Source organism: Streptomyces sp. NPDC003032, from assembly GCF_053591415.1.
The window spans coordinates 153,360-169,693 of record NZ_JBSFTT010000004.1 but is presented as its reverse complement, the minus strand read 5'-3'; the positions used below and the strand labels follow the sequence as shown (position 1 = coordinate 169,693).

Below are 16,334 nucleotides of genomic sequence, written 5' to 3'. Positions count from 1 at the left end.
ATTTGGGCGTACGGAACCGGCGAGACAAGACATAGAGAGCTCCCGTGCGGCGCCCACGCCCCCGGATGGCGGCCCCGCGCATCTAGCGCGAGCCGCGTACATCACCGGACCAGGCGCGGCGCCCGGGAGCGTGACGGGAGAACCGCCCGCATGCTTGAGCCGAACGAACCCACTGAGGGCTCGCAGAACAACAGTCCCAGCGACACCCTTCCGCCGCGCCGTCGGCGCCGCGCGGCATCGCGCCCCGCGGGCCCGCCCGCGGGGACCGCGAAAGCCGCGGCGCCGGCCATACCGGCCACCCCCGCTGCCGAAGAGGTCGAAGAGACCGAAGAGCTGACCGAGGCCACCGAGTCCGGCGCCGAGTCCGCCGCCGAACCCGTCGCCGAGGAGGCCGCGCCCGCCCCGCGTGCGCGCCGCCGTGCGACGCGTCATGCTTCCGCGCCCACGGGTGCGCCGCAGGCCGCCGCCGAGGAGCCGGTCGCCGAGGCGCCCGCGCCCGCCGCTGAAGAGGCCGAAGAGACTGAGGAGCCCGCGCCCGCCCCGCGTGCCCGCCGACGTGCGGCCCGCCGCGCTTCCGCGCCCGCTGGTGCGCCGGAAGCCGCCGCCGAGGCGCCCGCACCCGTCGTCGAAGAGGCCGAAGAGGCCGAAGAGGCTGAGGAGACTGAGGAGGCCGCACCCGCTCCGCGTGCGCGCCGCCGTGCGACGCGTCGTGCTTCCGCGCCCACTGGTGCTCCGGAAGCCGCCGTCGAGGCGTCCGCGCCCGCCGCTGAAGAGGCCGAAGAAGCCGAGGAGGCCGCGCCTGCCCCGCGTGCGCGCCGTCGCGCTTCCGCGCCCGCTGGTGCGCCGGAAGCCGCCGCCGAGGTGGCGGAGCCGGTCGCCGAGACGTCCGCGCCCGCCGCTGATGAGGCCGAGGAGGCTGCGCCTGCCCGCCGTCGTGCCGCCCGCCGCGCTTCCGCGCCCGCTGGCGCGCCGGAAGCCGCCGCCGAGGTAGAGCGGCCGGCCGTCGAGGTTTCCGTGCCCGACGCTGATGAGGCCGAGGAGGCCGCGTCTGCGCCCCGTGCGCGCCGTCGTGCGACGCGTCGTGCTTCCGCGCCCACAGGTGCGCCGGAGGTCGCCGCCGAGGTGGCGGAGCCTGTTGTCGAGGCGTCGGCGCCCGCCGTCGTAGAGGCGGAAGAGGCCGAGGAGGCCGCGCCCGCGCCGCGTGCCCGCCGTCGTGCGACACGTCGGGCCTCCGCGCCCGCCGGTGCGCCCCAGGGCGCCGCGGAGGACGCGCCCGCCGCTGTCGAGGAGGCGCCCGCCGCCACCGCGGCCGCCGAGACCGAGCCGGTCGTCGACGAGGGTGCTCCCGCGCCGCGTGCGCGCCGTCGTGCCACCCGTCGGGCCTCCGCGCCCGCCGGTGAGCCGAAGGCCGCGGAGAAGGCCGTCGAGCAGCCCGCCCCCGTCCAGGAGGCCCCCGCCGAGCCCGTCGAGGACGACGCCCCCCGTGGCCGTCGCCGTCGCGCCACCCGCAAGACCGCGGCCGCCGGATTCTCCGCGCCCGCCGGTCACAAGGCCCGCAAGGCCCAGGTCGCCGACGAGTCCGGTGAGGGCGGCCGTAAGCCCGCCCGCCCCGCCGTCGCCGTGTTCCAGGCGCCGGTGTTCGCCGCGCCGATGTTCCAGACCCCGGAGCGCGCCGCCGCCGCGGCCGCCGCAGAGGCCGCGGAGGAGCCCGTCGAGGAGCCCACCGCCGCCCCCGCCCCCGCCCCCGTGGCCGAGGAGGAGACGGCCCCGCGCCGTCGCCGCCGCCGTCGCGCCGCGGACGAGCAGCCCGCCGCCGTGGAGGAGCGGGAGCCCGTCAAGGCCGTCGAGGAGCAGCCGGCCGACGAGGCCGAGGACGTCGCCGCCGAGCAGGCCGGCTCCGACGGCTCCGACGACGACACGGAGGAGTCCGGCGAGCGCCAGGGCCGCCGTCGCCGCCGCGGTGGCCGTCGCCGTCGCCGCGGTGACCTGGCCGACCAGGACGGCGAGCAGCACGACACCGCGGCCGAGGCCGACGACGACACCGTCGCCGCCGAGCAGGCGGAGCAGGACGCCGAGGACACCGCCGAGCAGGCCGCCGAGGACGCCGAGGACGCGGACGACATGGGTTCGGATGCCGGTGGTGCCGGCTCCAGCAGCAGCCGTCGCCGCCGTCGCCGCCGCCGTCGCGCCGGTGACTCCCCCGAGGGCGAGCCGGCCGACGGCGACCCCGAGCGCACGGTCGTGAAGGTCCGCGAGCCCCGTAAGAAGGAGGAGCGCGAGCTCGGCACCGGCGCCGACGAGGTCCAGTCCATCAAGGGCTCGACGCGCCTGGAGGCCAAGAAGCAGCGCCGCCGCGAGGGCCGCGAGCAGGGCCGCCGCCGGGTGCCGATCATCACCGAGGCCGAGTTCCTGGCGCGCCGCGAGGCCGTCGAGCGCGTGATGGTCGTCCGCCAGAACGGCGAGCGCACCCAGATCGGCGTCCTCGAGGACAACGTGCTCGTCGAGCACTACGTCAACAAGGAGCAGGCCACCAGCTACGTCGGCAACGTCTACCTGGGCAAGGTCCAGAACGTACTGCCGTCCATGGAGGCCGCGTTCATCGACATCGGCAAGGGCCGCAACGCGGTGCTCTACGCCGGTGAGGTCAACTTCGAGGCGCTCGGCATGGCCAACGGCCCCCGGCGTATCGAGTCCGCCCTGAAGTCCGGCCAGTCGGTCCTCGTACAGGTCACGAAGGACCCGATGGGCCACAAGGGCGCCCGCCTGACCAGCCAGGTCTCGCTGCCCGGCCGTTACCTGGTCTACGTCCCCGAGGGGTCGATGACCGGTATCAGCCGCAAGCTGCCCGACACCGAGCGCGCGCGTCTGAAGACCATCCTCAAGAAGATCGTCCCCGAGGACGCGGGCGTCATCGTGCGCACCGCCGCCGAGGGCGCCAGCGAGGACGAGCTGCGCCGCGACGTCGAGCGTCTGCAGGGCCAGTGGGAGGACATCCAGAAGAAGGCGAAGGCGGCCTCCACGAGCGCGCCGGGCCTGCTGTACGGCGAGCCGGACATGACCGTCCGCGTGGTCCGCGACATCTTCAACGAGGACTTCTCCAAGGTCATCGTCAGCGGTGACGACGCGTGGGAGACCATCCACGGATACGTCTCGCACGTCGCGCCCGACCTGGCGGACCGCCTCTCCAGGTGGACGTCCGAGGTCGACGTCTTCGCGACGTACCGCATCGACGAGCAGCTCGCGAAGGCCCTGGACCGCAAGGTCTGGCTGCCGAGCGGCGGCTCGCTGGTGATCGACAAGACCGAGGCGATGATCGTCGTCGACGTCAACACCGGCAAGTTCACCGGTCAGGGCGGCAACCTCGAAGAGACCGTGACGAGGAACAACCTCGAAGCGGCCGAGGAGATCGTGCGCCAGCTGCGCCTGCGCGACCTGGGCGGCATCGTCGTCATCGACTTCATCGACATGGTCCTGGAGTCCAACCGCGATCTGGTCCTGCGCCGTCTGCTCGAATGCCTCGGGCGCGACCGTACGAAGCACCAGGTCGCCGAGGTCACCTCGCTCGGCCTGGTCCAGATGACCCGTAAGCGTGTCGGTCAGGGCCTCCTCGAGTCCTTCTCCGAGACGTGCGTGCACTGCAACGGCCGCGGCGTCATCGTCCACATGGAGCAGCCGACCTCCGCCGGTGGCGGCGGCAAGCGCAAGAAGCGCGGGCGTGGCGGCGCGGACCAGCAGGACCACGGTCACGAGCACACTCACGAGCACGAGGCCGACGGCGTCGATGTCGCCGACATCGCCGAGACCGAGGCCGACCTCGCGGCGGAGATCGCCGCTCCGGTGGCGCTGCCCGAGCCCGAGTTCGTCCCGGACGAGGAGCTGTACAGCAGCGCGGCCGAGGCCGAGGCCGCCGCTTCGCGCGGTGGCCGCTCCCGGCGCAGGGCGACGCGGCGGGCCTCGGCCCCGGCGGGCGCTCCCCGTGCCGAAGCCGCTCCCGAGGAGGCCGTGGAGGCCGTGGAGGCCCCCAGGTCGGAGACGCCGAAGCGGTCGGGCAAGAGGGCCAGGGCTGCCGAGAAGGCGGCCGAGAGGGCCGCTGAGAGGGCCGCCAGGGCCGAGGCGGAGACCGCCGGGGCCGAGGTCCCCGTCGTCGAGTCCGACGTCGCGCGCACCGAGGCGCCGGCCGCCGAGGACCCGATCGTGGGCACCCCTGAGGCCGTCCACGCGGCGCACGACGTCCCCGCGGCCCCCGCGGAGGACGCCGCGCCGAAGGGACGTACGCGCCGTCGCGCCGTCCGCAAGGCGACGTCGCCCGCCGGTTCGCCGAAGGCCGCGGAGACCGAGCCCGAGGCCGCCGAGGTGGTCGTCGCTCCGGCACCCAAGGCCGAGCCGGTGGCGGAGCCCGTCGCCGAGCCGGTGGCCGAGGCGCCCGTCGCCGACGCCGCTCCGGCCCGTCCGCGCCGCCGTGCGGTGCGCAAGGCCACCGCGCCGACCGCGTCGGAGGAGGCGGCCGTCGTGGTCGTCCCGTCGGCGGAGAAGGCCGAGCCGGTGAAGGCGGAGTCGGAGAAGGCGGAGTCGGAGAAGCCCGCGGCCGAGGCCGAGGCCCCCGCCGAGGAAGCCGCTCCGGCGAAGAAGACGGCGCGTAAGGCCGCCAAGAAGGCGCCCGCGAAGAAGGCCGCCGCCAAGAAGACCGTGGCCAAGAAGACGGCTGCCAAGAAGACGACGGCCAAGAAGGCGTCGAAGGCGACGACGAAGAAGGCCGCGGCGGCCGAGCAGGCGCCGTCCGGCGTCTCCGCGACCGCCGCCGACGAGAGCTGACCGCTCTTCGCGACCCGGTGCCCCCCTGTCCGGCCGGAATGGCCGGACAGGGGGGCACCGCTGTGTCCGGGAAACGGCGCACCACAGCTCGAAAGCGTGAACCGGCCACCATGGTCTTTGAGTAAGGGACAACTACCTGTAAAACTCATGCGGTCTGACGGGTGAACAGAGACGTGAGCGCGCGCGTGGGGAGCCCGCGCGCCGGCGTCAGGGAGGGATGACAGATGGCGCACGCGCGCCTGCGAGGCACGGGACGGCACCGTGCGGCGAAGCCGGCCAAGGGCGGACGCCAGGCGGTGGCGCTGGCCACGGTCCTGTCGGCGGCGGGGATCCAGGCGGCGGGCTCCGTGGGGACCGCGTCGGCGGACACGTCACCCACCTGGACCGAAGGTCCGATCTTCAACGATCCGAAGGGCGGCGTCGACCAGCAGCACGCGATCCGCACCCGGCTGATCGAGCTGACGAACGCGGCGGTGCCCGGCTCGACGATCAAGGTCGCGGTCTACCACGTGTGGGAGGCCCCGATCGTCGACGCGCTCGTGGCCGCCAAGAAGCGCGGTGTGCACGTCCAGGTCCTGCTCGACGAGACCAGCAAGAGCGACCGGCCCACGAACAACTCGTTCCCCCGGCTCATGCAGGCGCTCGGCACGAGCAAGAGCAGGCCGTCCTTCGTGACGCTCTGCCCGACCGGGAAGTCCTGCCTCGGCGACCCGCGGTACGGCAAGTCGATCATGCACAACAAGTTCTGGCTGTTCTCGCAGGTCAAGGGCGCCAGGGACGTCGTCGTACAGACCACGTCGAACTCGACGCCGTCCGCGCACACGAAGTTCTTCAACGACGCGCTGCTCCTGCCGAACAACCCCGCCATGTACGACGCGTACGCCGACTACTTCGCCGACATGCTCGGCAAGCGCTGGCAGGACTGGGACTACCGCACGGTCAGCAGCGGCCGCTACAAGACGTACTTCTTCCCGCGCAACGGCACGGTCAACGAGACCGACACCATGTACTCGGTCATGAACAACATCAAGTGCACCTACAAGGACTCGGCAGGTGTGACGCGTCGCACCAAGGTCCGCGCCGCCATCTTCAAGATCACGCGGAAGCAGATCGCCGACAAGCTGGTCTCGCTGAAGAAGGCCGGCTGCGACGTGAGCATCCTGTACGCCGAGACGGACAGCGCCAAGAGCCAGGGCGGCACCCCCGGCACCTGGGAGCAGCTCCACAAGTCCGGCGGCCCCTCCGTGCGCTGCTACAACGACGACAGGGACCCGCTGCGCCCCGGCGCCAGGCTGACGACGCCCTACATCATCCACTCGAAGTACCTGCTCATCGACGGCATGTACGACGGCAAGCGGAACAAGGTCTCCTTCACGGGCTCGCAGAACTACACGGCGCCCGCCCTGCGCGAGAACGACGAGGCGATCGTCAAGGTCGACGACGACTCGGTGCACGACACCTACCGCTCGCACTTCAACCGCACGCGGGCCGTCGCCTGGCCGGGCACCTCCGACAGGACCGACCTGTGCAAGGGCGTCAAGCCGCTGCCGCCGGACGGTGAGAAGCCGACCACGTGAGCGGGGGTGCGGGGCCGGTTTGACCCTTCGGTCCGGGCCCCGTAACCTTGACTGTCGGCGTGTTCCTATGCACGCCCGCCCCCTGTAAACCCTTTTCCTCCTGAGCCGCGGGCACTGCTTCCGGGTCGGGAGAGGCCGCCTGCTTTCGTGGGTGGCTGGACTGCGGGGGTCCCGTTCCGAGCGAAAGAGAGATCCGCGTGTACGCCATCGTGCGCAGCGGTGGTCGCCAGCACAAGGTTGCTGTCGACGACATCGTTGAGGTTGACAAGATTCCCACCGCCGAGGTTGGCGACACGGTCGAGCTCTCGACCCTGCTCGTTGTCGACGGTGACGCCGTGACGAGCGACCCGTGGGTGCTTGCCGGTATCAAGGTCACGGCCGAGGTCGTGGACCACCACAAGGGCGCGAAGATCGACATTCTTCGCTACAAGAACAAGACCGGCTACCGCCGTCGCCAGGGTCACCGCCAGCAGTACACGGCGATCAAGGTCACCGGTATCCCCACGGCTGCGAAGTAAGGGACTGAGACAAGATGGCACACAAGAAGGGCGCATCGTCCACTCGGAACGGTCGCGACTCCAATGCTCAGCGGCTCGGCGTGAAGCGCTTCGGCGGTCAGGTCGTCAACGCCGGTGAGATCCTGGTCCGCCAGCGCGGTACGCACTTCCACCCGGGCTCGGGTGTCGGCCGCGGCAAGGACGACACGCTGTTCGCGCTCGACGCCGGTGCGGTTGAGTTCGGCACCCACCGTGGCCGCAAGGTCGTGAACATCGTTCCGGTCGCCTGATCGGTTCCTTTCGCGAGGCGGACCTCACTTCCCCGTCGGGGAAGCGGGTCCGCCTTTCGCGTGTTACGTAAGAGACATTCCCGCACGTTTCTGGAGGCACTGAACCATGACCACCTTCGTGGACCGCGTCGAGCTGCATGTCGCCGCGGGTAGCGGAGGCCACGGCTGTGCCTCCGTTCACCGTGAGAAGTTCAAGCCGCTCGGCGGCCCGGACGGCGGCAACGGCGGCCGTGGCGGTGACGTCATCCTGGTCGTCGACCAGGACGTCACCACGCTGCTCGACTACCACCACAGCCCGCACCGCAAGGCCACCAACGGCCAGCCCGGCGCCGGTGACAACCGCTCCGGCAAGGACGGCCAGGACCTCGTCCTGCCCGTCCCCGACGGCACCGTCGTCCTCGACGGGCAGGGCAACGTCCTCGCGGACATGGTCGGCCAGGGCACCATCTTCGTCGCCGGCCAGGGCGGCCGCGGCGGCCTCGGCAACGCGGCCCTCGCCTCCGCCCGGCGCAAGGCACCCGGCTTCGCGCTGCTCGGCGTGCCCGGTGAGGAGCGCGACCTCGTCCTGGAGCTCAAGTCCGTCGCCGACGTCGCCCTTGTGGGCTACCCGAGCGCGGGCAAGTCCTCGCTGATCTCCGTGCTGAGCGCCGCGAAGCCGAAGATCGCGGACTACCCCTTCACGACACTCGTCCCCAACCTCGGCGTCGTCACGGCGGGATCCACCGTCTACACCGTCGCCGATGTGCCCGGCCTCATCCCCGGCGCCAGCCAGGGCCGCGGGCTCGGCCTCGAATTCCTGCGGCACGTCGAGCGGTGCAGTGTCCTCGTACACGTACTCGACACGGCGACCCTGGAGTCCGACCGCGACCCCGTCTCCGACCTCGACGTCATCGAGGAGGAGCTGCGGCAGTACGGCGCGGGCCTGGAGAACCGTCCGCGCATCGTCGTCCTCAACAAGATCGACGTCCCGGACGGACAGGACCTCGCCGAGATGGTCCGGCCCGACCTGGAGGCGCGCGGCTACCGCGTCTTCGAGGTGTCGGCCGTCGCCCACAAGGGCCTCAAGGAGCTGTCCTTCGGTCTGGCCGAGCTGGTCGCCGCCGCGCGTGCCGCGAAGCCGAAGGAGGAGACGACCCGCGTCGTCATCCGCCCCAAGGCCGTCGACGACAGCGGCTTCACCGTCACCCGTGAGGACGACGGCATCTACCGCGTGCGCGGCGAGAAGCCGGAGCGCTGGGTGCGCCAGACCGACTTCAACAATGACGAGGCCGTGGGCTACCTCGCGGACCGGCTCAGCCGCCTCGGCGTCGAGGACCAGCTGATGAAGGCGGGCGCGCGCAGCGGCGACGGCGTCGCCATCGGCCCCGAGGAGAACGCGGTCGTCTTCGACTGGGAGCCGACGATGATGGCCGGCGCCGAGATGCTCGGCCGCCGCGGCGAGGACCACCGCCTGGAGGCTCCCCGCCCCGCCGCCCAGCGGCGCAGGGACCGCGAGGCGGAGCGGGACGAGGCACAGCGCGCGTACGACGACTTCGAGCCGTTCTAGGCTGGACGCGTCACCCCGCGCAGTACGTCACCCCACGTACGAGGAAGGGCCCCGGAGCACAAGCTCCGGGGCCCTTCCTCGTACGTACCGTCAGACGGTGGTGGTCACGCCGTGACCGAGTCCTCCGCGCCGTTCGACTCCGTCGGGTCCTGCGCCGTCTCCTCGGCCGCCTCCTCCGCGACGCGCTGGCCGGGGATCTCCGCGTCGATGCGGGACGCCATGCGGGCGCGGCGGGCGTCGGACTTCGCGCACAGGGCGAGGGCCGCGGCGTTGAAGCGGGCCAGGGAGGGCGGGTCCGAGGGGCCCAGGAGGTGCTCCTTCAGCTCCGCGCGGGCCTCCGCGTGGGAATCCAGCTCCGGGGCGCGCACGGACTTCAGGAGGGCCGCCACGCCGTCCGCCTCGGGGGCCAGTATCGTCGCCGCCGACACCGTCGGGAAGCTCGCCCGGAACTCCGCCTCGGACATGCCCGACGTATTGGCGACCGCGTACGGCTTCTCGCTGCTCAGCCAGTCGGACACGACCGAGGAGACATCGCTGATCAGCAGGTCCGCCTGGTTGAAGCAGGAGAAGATCGCCGGGCGCGCGCCCGTGATGATCTGGTGCTCCCACTCCGGGAAGGATGCCCAGAACGCGGCCTCCCACGCGGCCGTCGCCTCGGCCACGGCGGTCTGCTGGTCGCCGTCGGGGGAGCCCTGGAGCATCATCCGCTCCTGCTCGTCCGAGCTCTTGCGGAACGCGGTCGCGGTCAGCCTGTCCAGCTCCGCGGCGCGGCGCGTCAGCTCGGCCACGGCCTCGGGGCCGGGGCGGGCACCGGAGCGCTTGGTGTTGGCCGCGAGGATCATCGCCTTGATGCGCTCGTTGGCGGCGCCCGCGCGCGGGTCCTGCGAGCCGGTCATCGGGTGCGGCTTGTAGAGCAGACGCACGGTCGGGTCGGCGAGCAGCTCGCGGACGATGTTCTCGCCGGCCAGGACCACCGAGGTGTTGCCCGGGTTGCCGTCCCAGCCCTCCCAGGTGGGGGCGTACAGCACGGTCGTGTACGGGCCCGTGGGCGCGCCCGTGAACGGCAGGATCGGGGAGAGCTGGGGGCGGCCCACCTCGACGACGTCCTTGTCCTCGACGCCGATGTCCGCCAGCTGGTAGCGGTCGCGGGCCGCGGGGCCCGCCACCCACACCTCGTCGTAGGCCTTCGCGTACGGGTTGCAGGAGGACAGCTTGTCGCTCTCGCCGTGGTTGATGAAGGCGTGCTTGATCGTCGGGATGCGCAGGACCTGCGAGGTCTTCGCGGCGTTCGCCGGGTGCAGCATCATCTTCAGCGTCGACGTCTCCAGGGAGAACATCGTCGCCACCTTCGGGAAGCAGATGATCGGGACGTCCGTCGCGTCGATCTTCTGCACCATGAACCGCTCACGCAGCACGATCAGCGGCTTGCCGTCGAGCTTGGAGAGCGTGGAGAGCCACATGTTCGCCTGGTACGCGGACGTCGTGCCGCCCGAGAAGTACATGGCGACCGTCGGCTTGTAGTCGGCCAGCCACTGGTCGAGCCACTCCATGACCCGCTCGTCGTTCTTCGCCCGCTTCTTGGGCAGCAGCCACGTGGCGAGGTACAGGGCGCCGCCGCCGATCAGCGCGATCGAGATGCCGAGGCCGATGCCGCCCCAGTACGCGTCCGTGGTGGCCGCGGTGAGCAGCAGACCGACCGTCGTGGGCACCGAGAACGTCAGCAGCCGGTGGGCCTGGCGCCGGGAGAGGATCCGCGGCGGGGCGGCCGTCAGGTGCAGCGCCGAGGCGTCGATGTTGCGCGTGACGATCGGCATCGCGCGCGTGCGGCGCACCATCACGGCGACGGCCTGGCAGCCGAAGTGCAGGGCGTAGAACGCGAGCAGCGTGATCGTCAGCGGCGACTGCTCGGCCAGTGGCTCTATGCCGTCGATGCGCAGCAGGCCGACCAGGACCAGCATGTCGCGCAGGAGCTGGCGGACCGTGACGTCGAAGCGGATCTTGCCGAGGAGCGACAGGAGGCCCGGCTGCTTGTACTGCAGATAGATGTCGAGCGCGAGGTTCGCGGCGGCCGCGGCGATGAACACCGGGACGTAGGGGAGCAGCGCGGTCACGAGCTGGGTCGTGAAGAGTGCGAGCATCGTGAACAGCGCGGAGAGCTGCACGATGCGTCGGGGGACGAGTCCGGCAGAGGGCACGGGTGTGGGCTCCTGGCGGGGATGATGAGGGAATGGGGGGAAGTCGACCACTGACCGTATGACGCGCGGTGGCTCCGTAGCAATCTTCCGTGACAACAATCACCGGAAAAAGGGGCAAAGAAGACTGAACCTCGGGGGTGTTTTTCCCCTCGGCCCCTCCGTCGGGCGCTCCGGGTCCGCCGCTCGGAAGATCCGGGTCCGCCCCTCGGAATGAGCAGGCGCCCCGCGGACGCACTCGCGTAGATTGCAGGTTCGGAAACATCGGGACCATGTGGGGAAGCGCGTGACAGCGGCAAGGCAGTCGGTGGCAGAGGCCAAGCGGGTCGTCGTCAAGGTCGGGTCCTCGTCCCTGACCACCGCGTCGGGGGGCCTGGACGCCGACCGCGTCGACGCCCTCGTGGACGCGCTGGCCAAGAGCCGCGGCGGCGGTGAGCGCGAGATCGTGCTCGTCTCGTCCGGGGCGATCGCCGCGGGCCTCGCCCCGCTCGGCCTCGTGCGGCGCCCCAAGGACCTGGCCCGCCAGCAGGCCGCCGCCAGCGTCGGCCAGGGCCTGCTCGTGGCCCGCTACACCGCTTCCTTCGCGCGCTACGGCGTACGCGTCGGCCAGGTGCTCCTCACCTCCGACGACATGGCACGCCGCGCCCACCACCGCAACGCCTCCCGCACCCTGGACCAGCTGCTCGCCATGGGCGCGCTGCCCGTGGTCAACGAGAACGACACGGTGGCGACCGACGAGATCCGCTTCGGCGACAACGACCGGCTCGCCGCCCTCGTCGCCCATCTCGTCCACGCCGACCTCCTCGTACTCCTGTCCGACGTGGACGGTCTGTACGACGGTGACCCGGCCAGGCCCGGCACCTCCAGGATCTCCGAGGTGACAGGGCCCGCCGACATAGCGCACGTCCAGATCGGCAGCGCGGGCAAGGCCGGCGTCGGCACCGGCGGCATGGTCACCAAGGTCGAGGCCGCGCGGATCGCCGCCGCCGCCGGCATCCCGGTCGTCCTGACCTCCGCGAGCCAGGCCGGCGACGCCCTCGCGGGCCGCGCCACGGGCACGTACTTCCACCGCACGGGACGCCGCTCCGCCGACCGCCTCCTGTGGCTCCAGCACGCCTCCGAGCCGCGGGGCGCGCTCACCCTCGACGACGGGGCGGTGCGCGCGGTCGTCGAGGGGCGCAAGTCGCTGCTGCCGGCGGGCATCGCCGCCGTCGAGGGCGACTTCACCGCGGGCGACCCCGTCGAGCTGCGGGACACCGCGGGGCGGGCCGTCGCGCGCGGCCTGGTGAACTTCGACGCCAAGGAGCTTCCGCAGCTCCTCGGCCGCTCCACGCGGGATCTCGCACGCGAGCTCGGACCTGCGTACGAGCGTGAGGTCGTCCACCGCGACGACCTCGTCCCGCTCCACGGATAGCGCTCCGGAAGCCGCAGGTGGCGTCGGACCGTCCGCCCCACGCGTCCCACGCGCCCCGGCTGAAAACGATCGCGGGCGGCGGCGGACGCGCGGTCCGCGTGAGGTGAAACTCCCCAAAACCGCCCCGCGGGACCGCTTGGCCTGCTCAACTTTGTTGAAGACAGTTCCGCATGACCGTTGCGCGTATCCGCACCGACACTGCGTAAAGGAGGCCGTCGTGAGACGAGTGCGCCCAGGGGCGGCGTCCCGCGGCTCGGCTGAGCGGGCGCTGACGAGCATCGCCGCGGGAGAGGCGTACGAGAGCGAGGCGCACGCCGGGCACGAGGGGGAGGCGCGCGAGAGCGGGGAGGGCGAGACGGTGGAGGCGCCCCGGCTCTGGCACGTCACGCTGAGCGTCTCGGGCGCCGAGGCCCCGCTCAAGGAGCTCAGACGAGGTCTCGAACAGCTCGCCCACGACCACCCCTTCCTGCTCACCAGCCGGTACGCGCCGGACCACGCCGAGATCCGCTACTGGGAAGAGGCCCGCGATCTGCACGACGCCGCGGCGGTGGCGCTGCGGCTCTGGGGCGAGCACCGGCAGAGCGCGCGGCTGCCCGCGTGGGAGATCGTGGGGCTCGAAGTGATCGACCGCGACACTTATCACCAACGGGTCGCGGAGGGGTACGGGCCGCTGCCGGCTACGCCGGTTGGCGTACATCCGTTCTAAGGAACGTCTGTTTCAAGCCGTCGTCCCGGAGCCGCCCACACCGCCGCCCACCGCCCCCGCCCGGTCTCGGCAACTGGGATACGGAGTGGACGCCCCGCCCGCGGGGATTACCCTGCGGGCATGACGTCGCTCTCTCCCGTCTCGCCCTACGACAACCTCTCGCCGGTCGCCCAGGCCGCCTACCGCGCCCGCGGCGCCGCCGCCACGCTCGCGCCGCTGCCGCGTGCCGCCAAGGACGACGCGCTGCTCGCGATCGCCGACGCCCTGGAGGTGCGGACCGCCGAGATCGTCGAGGCCAACGCCAAGGACACCGCGCGCGCCCGCGAGGCCGGGACCAGCGAGTCAATCGTCGACCGGCTCACCCTCACCCCCGAGCGGGTCCGCGCCATCGCCGCCGACGTGCGCGACGTGGCCGCCCTGCCCGACCCGGTCGGCGAGGTCGTCCGCGGTTCCACGCTTCCCAACGGCATCGACCTGCGCCAGGTCCGCGTCCCCCTCGGCGTCGTCGGGATCATCTACGAAGCCCGCCCGAACGTCACCGTGGACGCGGCCGCCCTCTGCCTGAAGTCCGGCAACGCCGTACTCCTGCGGGGCTCGTCATCGGCGTACGAATCGAACACGGCGCTCGTGCGCGTCCTGCGTGACGCGGTGCACGGCGCGGGTCTTCCCGCGGACGCCGTCCAGCTCGTTCCGGGCGAAAGCCGCGACTCCGTACGGGAGTTGATGCGCGCCCGCGGCCTCGTCGACGTGCTCATCCCGCGCGGCGGCGCCTCGTTGATCAAGACCGTCGTCGAGGAGTCCATCGTTCCGGTCATCGAGACCGGCACCGGCAACTGCCACGTCTACGTGGACGCCGCGGCCGACATCGACATGGCCGTCGACATCCTGATCAACTCCAAGGCGCAGCGCCCCAGCGTCTGCAACGCCGCCGAGACGCTGCTCGTGCACAAGGACATCGCCGGCGCGTTCCTGCCGCGCGCGCTCGACGCCCTCGCCGAGGCGGGCGTCACCGTCCACGCCGACGAGCGCGTCCTCACGTACGCCGACGGGACGAAGGCCACCGTCGTGGCCGCGACGACCGAGGACTGGGAGACCGAGTACCTCTCGTACGACATCGCGGCCGCCGTCGTCGACACCCTGGAGCAGGCCGTCGAACACATCCGGCTGTGGACCTCCGGGCACACGGAGGCCATCGTCACCACCTCGCAGCAGGCGGCGCGCCGCTTCACGCAGCTCGTCGACTCCACGACGGTCGCCGTCAACGCCTCGACGCGCTTCACCGACGGCGGACAGTTCGGCTTCGGCGCCGAGATCGGCATCTCCACGCAGAAGCTCCACGCGCGGGGGCCGATGGGCCTGCCCGAGCTGACTTCGACCAAGTACATCGTGACGGGCGACGGCCACGTGCGGTGACGGCAGCGTCCGCCGAATTGCCTTGCGGTCTGCCCAAATTGCCCCTTCCAGGGCTACGCTGGGAGGGTGCCGGAGGACGTGGGGGGCACGCCGTCGTTCCCTGACGGCTGGGAGCCCGACGACGACCACGACCGCGGGGGCGCGGACGAAGAGTTCGCCTCCGTGGTCTTCGACGAGGACTTCGTACGGGCCGCCGAAATACACGAACCATCCGCGGTGGAGCGGCTGTTGGCCGCCGCCCAGGCGCGCGCGGAAGCCTCCGAGGCCGAGGCGCGCCGGGCCCGCACCCGCGGCGCGGGCGGAGACACGGCGGACGACGACTTCTACGACGACGGCTTCGACCCCGACGACGGCGGTGAATTCGGCCACGACGACGCGTTCGACGAGGCCTACGAACACGACGCCTCGGACGGGCGCTACGGACGGTACGGCAGCCCGGGCCGCCACCCCGGCCCCGCCCGCTGGCACCGCCCCGTCGCCTGGATGCTCGCCCTCCTGATGGGCATCGGCATGGTCGCCCTCGCCTTCACCGCTGTCTACCGCGGAGCCTCCTCGGGCCGCCAGGACCGCGTGCCCGCGCCCGCCTCCACCGAAGTGGGCCAGAGCGCCGACAAGGAGGTCTCGTCCAGCCCCTCGGCGTCCGCCGAATTCGGCCAGTCGGCCGTGCCCGCTGAGCCGCGCACACCGTGAGAAGCCGTCAGAAGTTGTCCCGTACCAGGGCGTTTACCTGGCGGCCCGGAGACCTACTCTGAAAGTATGGGCGGGCCAGGAGACCCACCCGCGGGGACACCCGAGGGCGCTCCCAGCGGTGGTGAGGACGAGTACCGATCCGTTGTCTTCGACGAGTCGTTCGTGCGGGCTGCCCGTCTCCAGGAGTTCTCCGCGCAGGAGCGCATGAGCGACCACGCGCGCGCCGTGCGCCGCCGTCCCGCGCTCCACCGCGGCCTGTCCCGGCAGGTGGTACTTCTCGTCGTACTGATCGCTCTGGCGTTCGGTACGGCGATCTTCATGGGCATCCGGCACCCCTACCAGAGCCCCGCGGCCAAGCGCCCGGAGCCACTGCGGATGACGGTGGTACCGCTCGCCCCGCAGGGCCGCGTGCCCGGCTCCACGAGGGTCGCCGATCTGTACGCGCGCAGCCCCGCCGCGCAGTTCCGGATGGGCGCCGCCGGCATCAACCTCCCCGGCGCGCGCCGCACCGCGCACTTCTCGGACAGCCAGGTGACGGCCGCCCTGACCGCCGCCAAGGACTACCTGGTCGAGTCCTCGCTCGATCCGGACACGCTCACCGGCGGCTCGCCGAGTTCCGTACGGCTGCTGCTCGATCCGGATCAGCACAGCCAGTTCGACCGGAGCTTCGCGCACCCGGCGGCCGACGGGCGGCACGCGCCCACCGGCTGGCTGGTGCGGTTCGACCCGACGAAGACCGCGCTCGCCGACAAGAGGGTCAGGACCCAGGGCACGCTGAGGCTCGTCGAGACGGACAAGAACACGCTTGAGGTGACCTCGGACCATACGTTCGTATACGCGCTGCGTCCCGTGGCCGAGGACGGCGCCGGGGCTGAGGATGAGGCTGGATCCAGGTCTGGGGCCGAATCCGGGGATGAGGCGAAGGCTTCCCTGTTCACCGTCCGCCGCGAGCTGCACTTCCGCTTCGACCGCGACGACCTGCGGATGCACCGCGCCGAGCTGATCTCCTCCACCACCCAGGCGGGGCCGCTCACCTGCGCCGCCGAATCGGCGAACCATCTGCGGCCGCTGCTCGCGGGGCAGCGGGCGAAGCCGGGCGGTCCGGCCGGCACCGACCCGTACGCGACGGGTGAGGTGACGGCATTGTGCGGCTCGCTGGCGGCCTCCGCCCAGCCTTCGCTGTCTCCGTCCTGAGGT

11 protein-coding genes are annotated in these 16,334 nt (G+C 72.0%); 10 read left to right on the top strand and 1 reads right to left on the bottom strand.

The window, feature by feature from the left end; genetic code table 11:
* Window positions 1-150 precede the first annotated feature (150 nt).
* The 5 genes from ACWDZ7_RS07435 (at window position 151) to obgE (ending at window position 8,722) form a co-directional block, all read left to right on the top strand.
* Complete coding sequence (locus tag ACWDZ7_RS07435) at window positions 151-4,812, top strand: Rne/Rng family ribonuclease (protein ID WP_451795604.1); 4,662 nt, start codon at window positions 151-153, stop codon at window positions 4,810-4,812.
* A gap of 224 nt (window positions 4,813-5,036) precedes the next feature.
* Entirely contained in the window at window positions 5,037-6,389 is a 1,353-nt protein-coding gene (locus ACWDZ7_RS07430; RefSeq protein ID WP_451795603.1) for a phospholipase D-like domain-containing protein, read from the top strand.
* A 197-nt stretch (window positions 6,390-6,586) separates the two neighbouring features.
* Complete coding sequence (gene rplU, locus ACWDZ7_RS07425) at window positions 6,587-6,907, top strand: 50S ribosomal protein L21 (protein ID WP_451513155.1); 321 nt, start codon at window positions 6,587-6,589, stop codon at window positions 6,905-6,907.
* Window positions 6,908-6,921: 14 nt separating this feature from the next.
* Window positions 6,922-7,176 carry a 50S ribosomal protein L27 gene (gene rpmA / locus ACWDZ7_RS07420; RefSeq protein WP_010986870.1) on the top strand — a complete coding sequence of 85 codons (255 nt, stop codon included), beginning with the start codon at window positions 6,922-6,924 and terminating at the stop codon, window positions 7,174-7,176.
* 106 nt (window positions 7,177-7,282) lie between these two features.
* The gene (gene obgE, locus ACWDZ7_RS07415; RefSeq protein WP_451795601.1) at window positions 7,283-8,722 is read left to right on the top strand and encodes a GTPase ObgE; all 1,440 of its coding nucleotides are present in this window, start codon (window positions 7,283-7,285) and stop codon (window positions 8,720-8,722) included.
* A gap of 104 nt (window positions 8,723-8,826) precedes the next feature.
* On the opposite strand, the gene ACWDZ7_RS07410 is transcribed toward obgE, so the two are convergent.
* On the bottom strand, window positions 8,827-10,917 hold the full coding sequence (locus tag ACWDZ7_RS07410; RefSeq protein WP_451795600.1) for a hypothetical protein: 2,091 nt from the start codon (window positions 10,915-10,917) through the stop codon (window positions 8,827-8,829).
* Between the two features lie 283 nt (window positions 10,918-11,200).
* On the opposite strand from ACWDZ7_RS07410, the gene proB reads away from it, so the two are divergent.
* The 5 genes from proB to ACWDZ7_RS07385 all read left to right on the top strand — a co-directional run bounded on the left by proB (window position 11,201) and on the right by ACWDZ7_RS07385 (window position 16,331).
* Window positions 11,201-12,328 carry a glutamate 5-kinase gene (gene proB / locus ACWDZ7_RS07405; RefSeq protein WP_451795599.1) on the top strand — a complete coding sequence of 376 codons (1,128 nt, stop codon included), beginning with the start codon at window positions 11,201-11,203 and terminating at the stop codon, window positions 12,326-12,328.
* A 226-nt stretch (window positions 12,329-12,554) separates the two neighbouring features.
* Window positions 12,555-13,034, top strand: a complete 480-nt coding sequence (locus tag ACWDZ7_RS07400; RefSeq protein WP_451795926.1) for a hypothetical protein — start codon at window positions 12,555-12,557, stop codon at window positions 13,032-13,034.
* Window positions 13,035-13,154: 120 nt separating this feature from the next.
* Window positions 13,155-14,447 (top strand): glutamate-5-semialdehyde dehydrogenase, encoded by a 1,293-nt coding sequence (locus ACWDZ7_RS07395; RefSeq protein ID WP_451795597.1) that lies wholly within the window; start codon window positions 13,155-13,157, stop codon window positions 14,445-14,447.
* A 66-nt stretch (window positions 14,448-14,513) separates the two neighbouring features.
* Complete coding sequence (locus ACWDZ7_RS07390; RefSeq protein ID WP_451795596.1) at window positions 14,514-15,137, top strand: SCO2584 family spore wall biosynthesis protein; 624 nt, start codon at window positions 14,514-14,516, stop codon at window positions 15,135-15,137.
* Window positions 15,138-15,203: 66 nt separating this feature from the next.
* The gene (locus ACWDZ7_RS07385) at window positions 15,204-16,331 is read left to right on the top strand and encodes an SCO2583 family membrane protein (protein ID WP_451795594.1); all 1,128 of its coding nucleotides are present in this window, start codon (window positions 15,204-15,206) and stop codon (window positions 16,329-16,331) included.
* The last annotated feature ends 3 nt before the right edge of the window (window positions 16,332-16,334 follow it).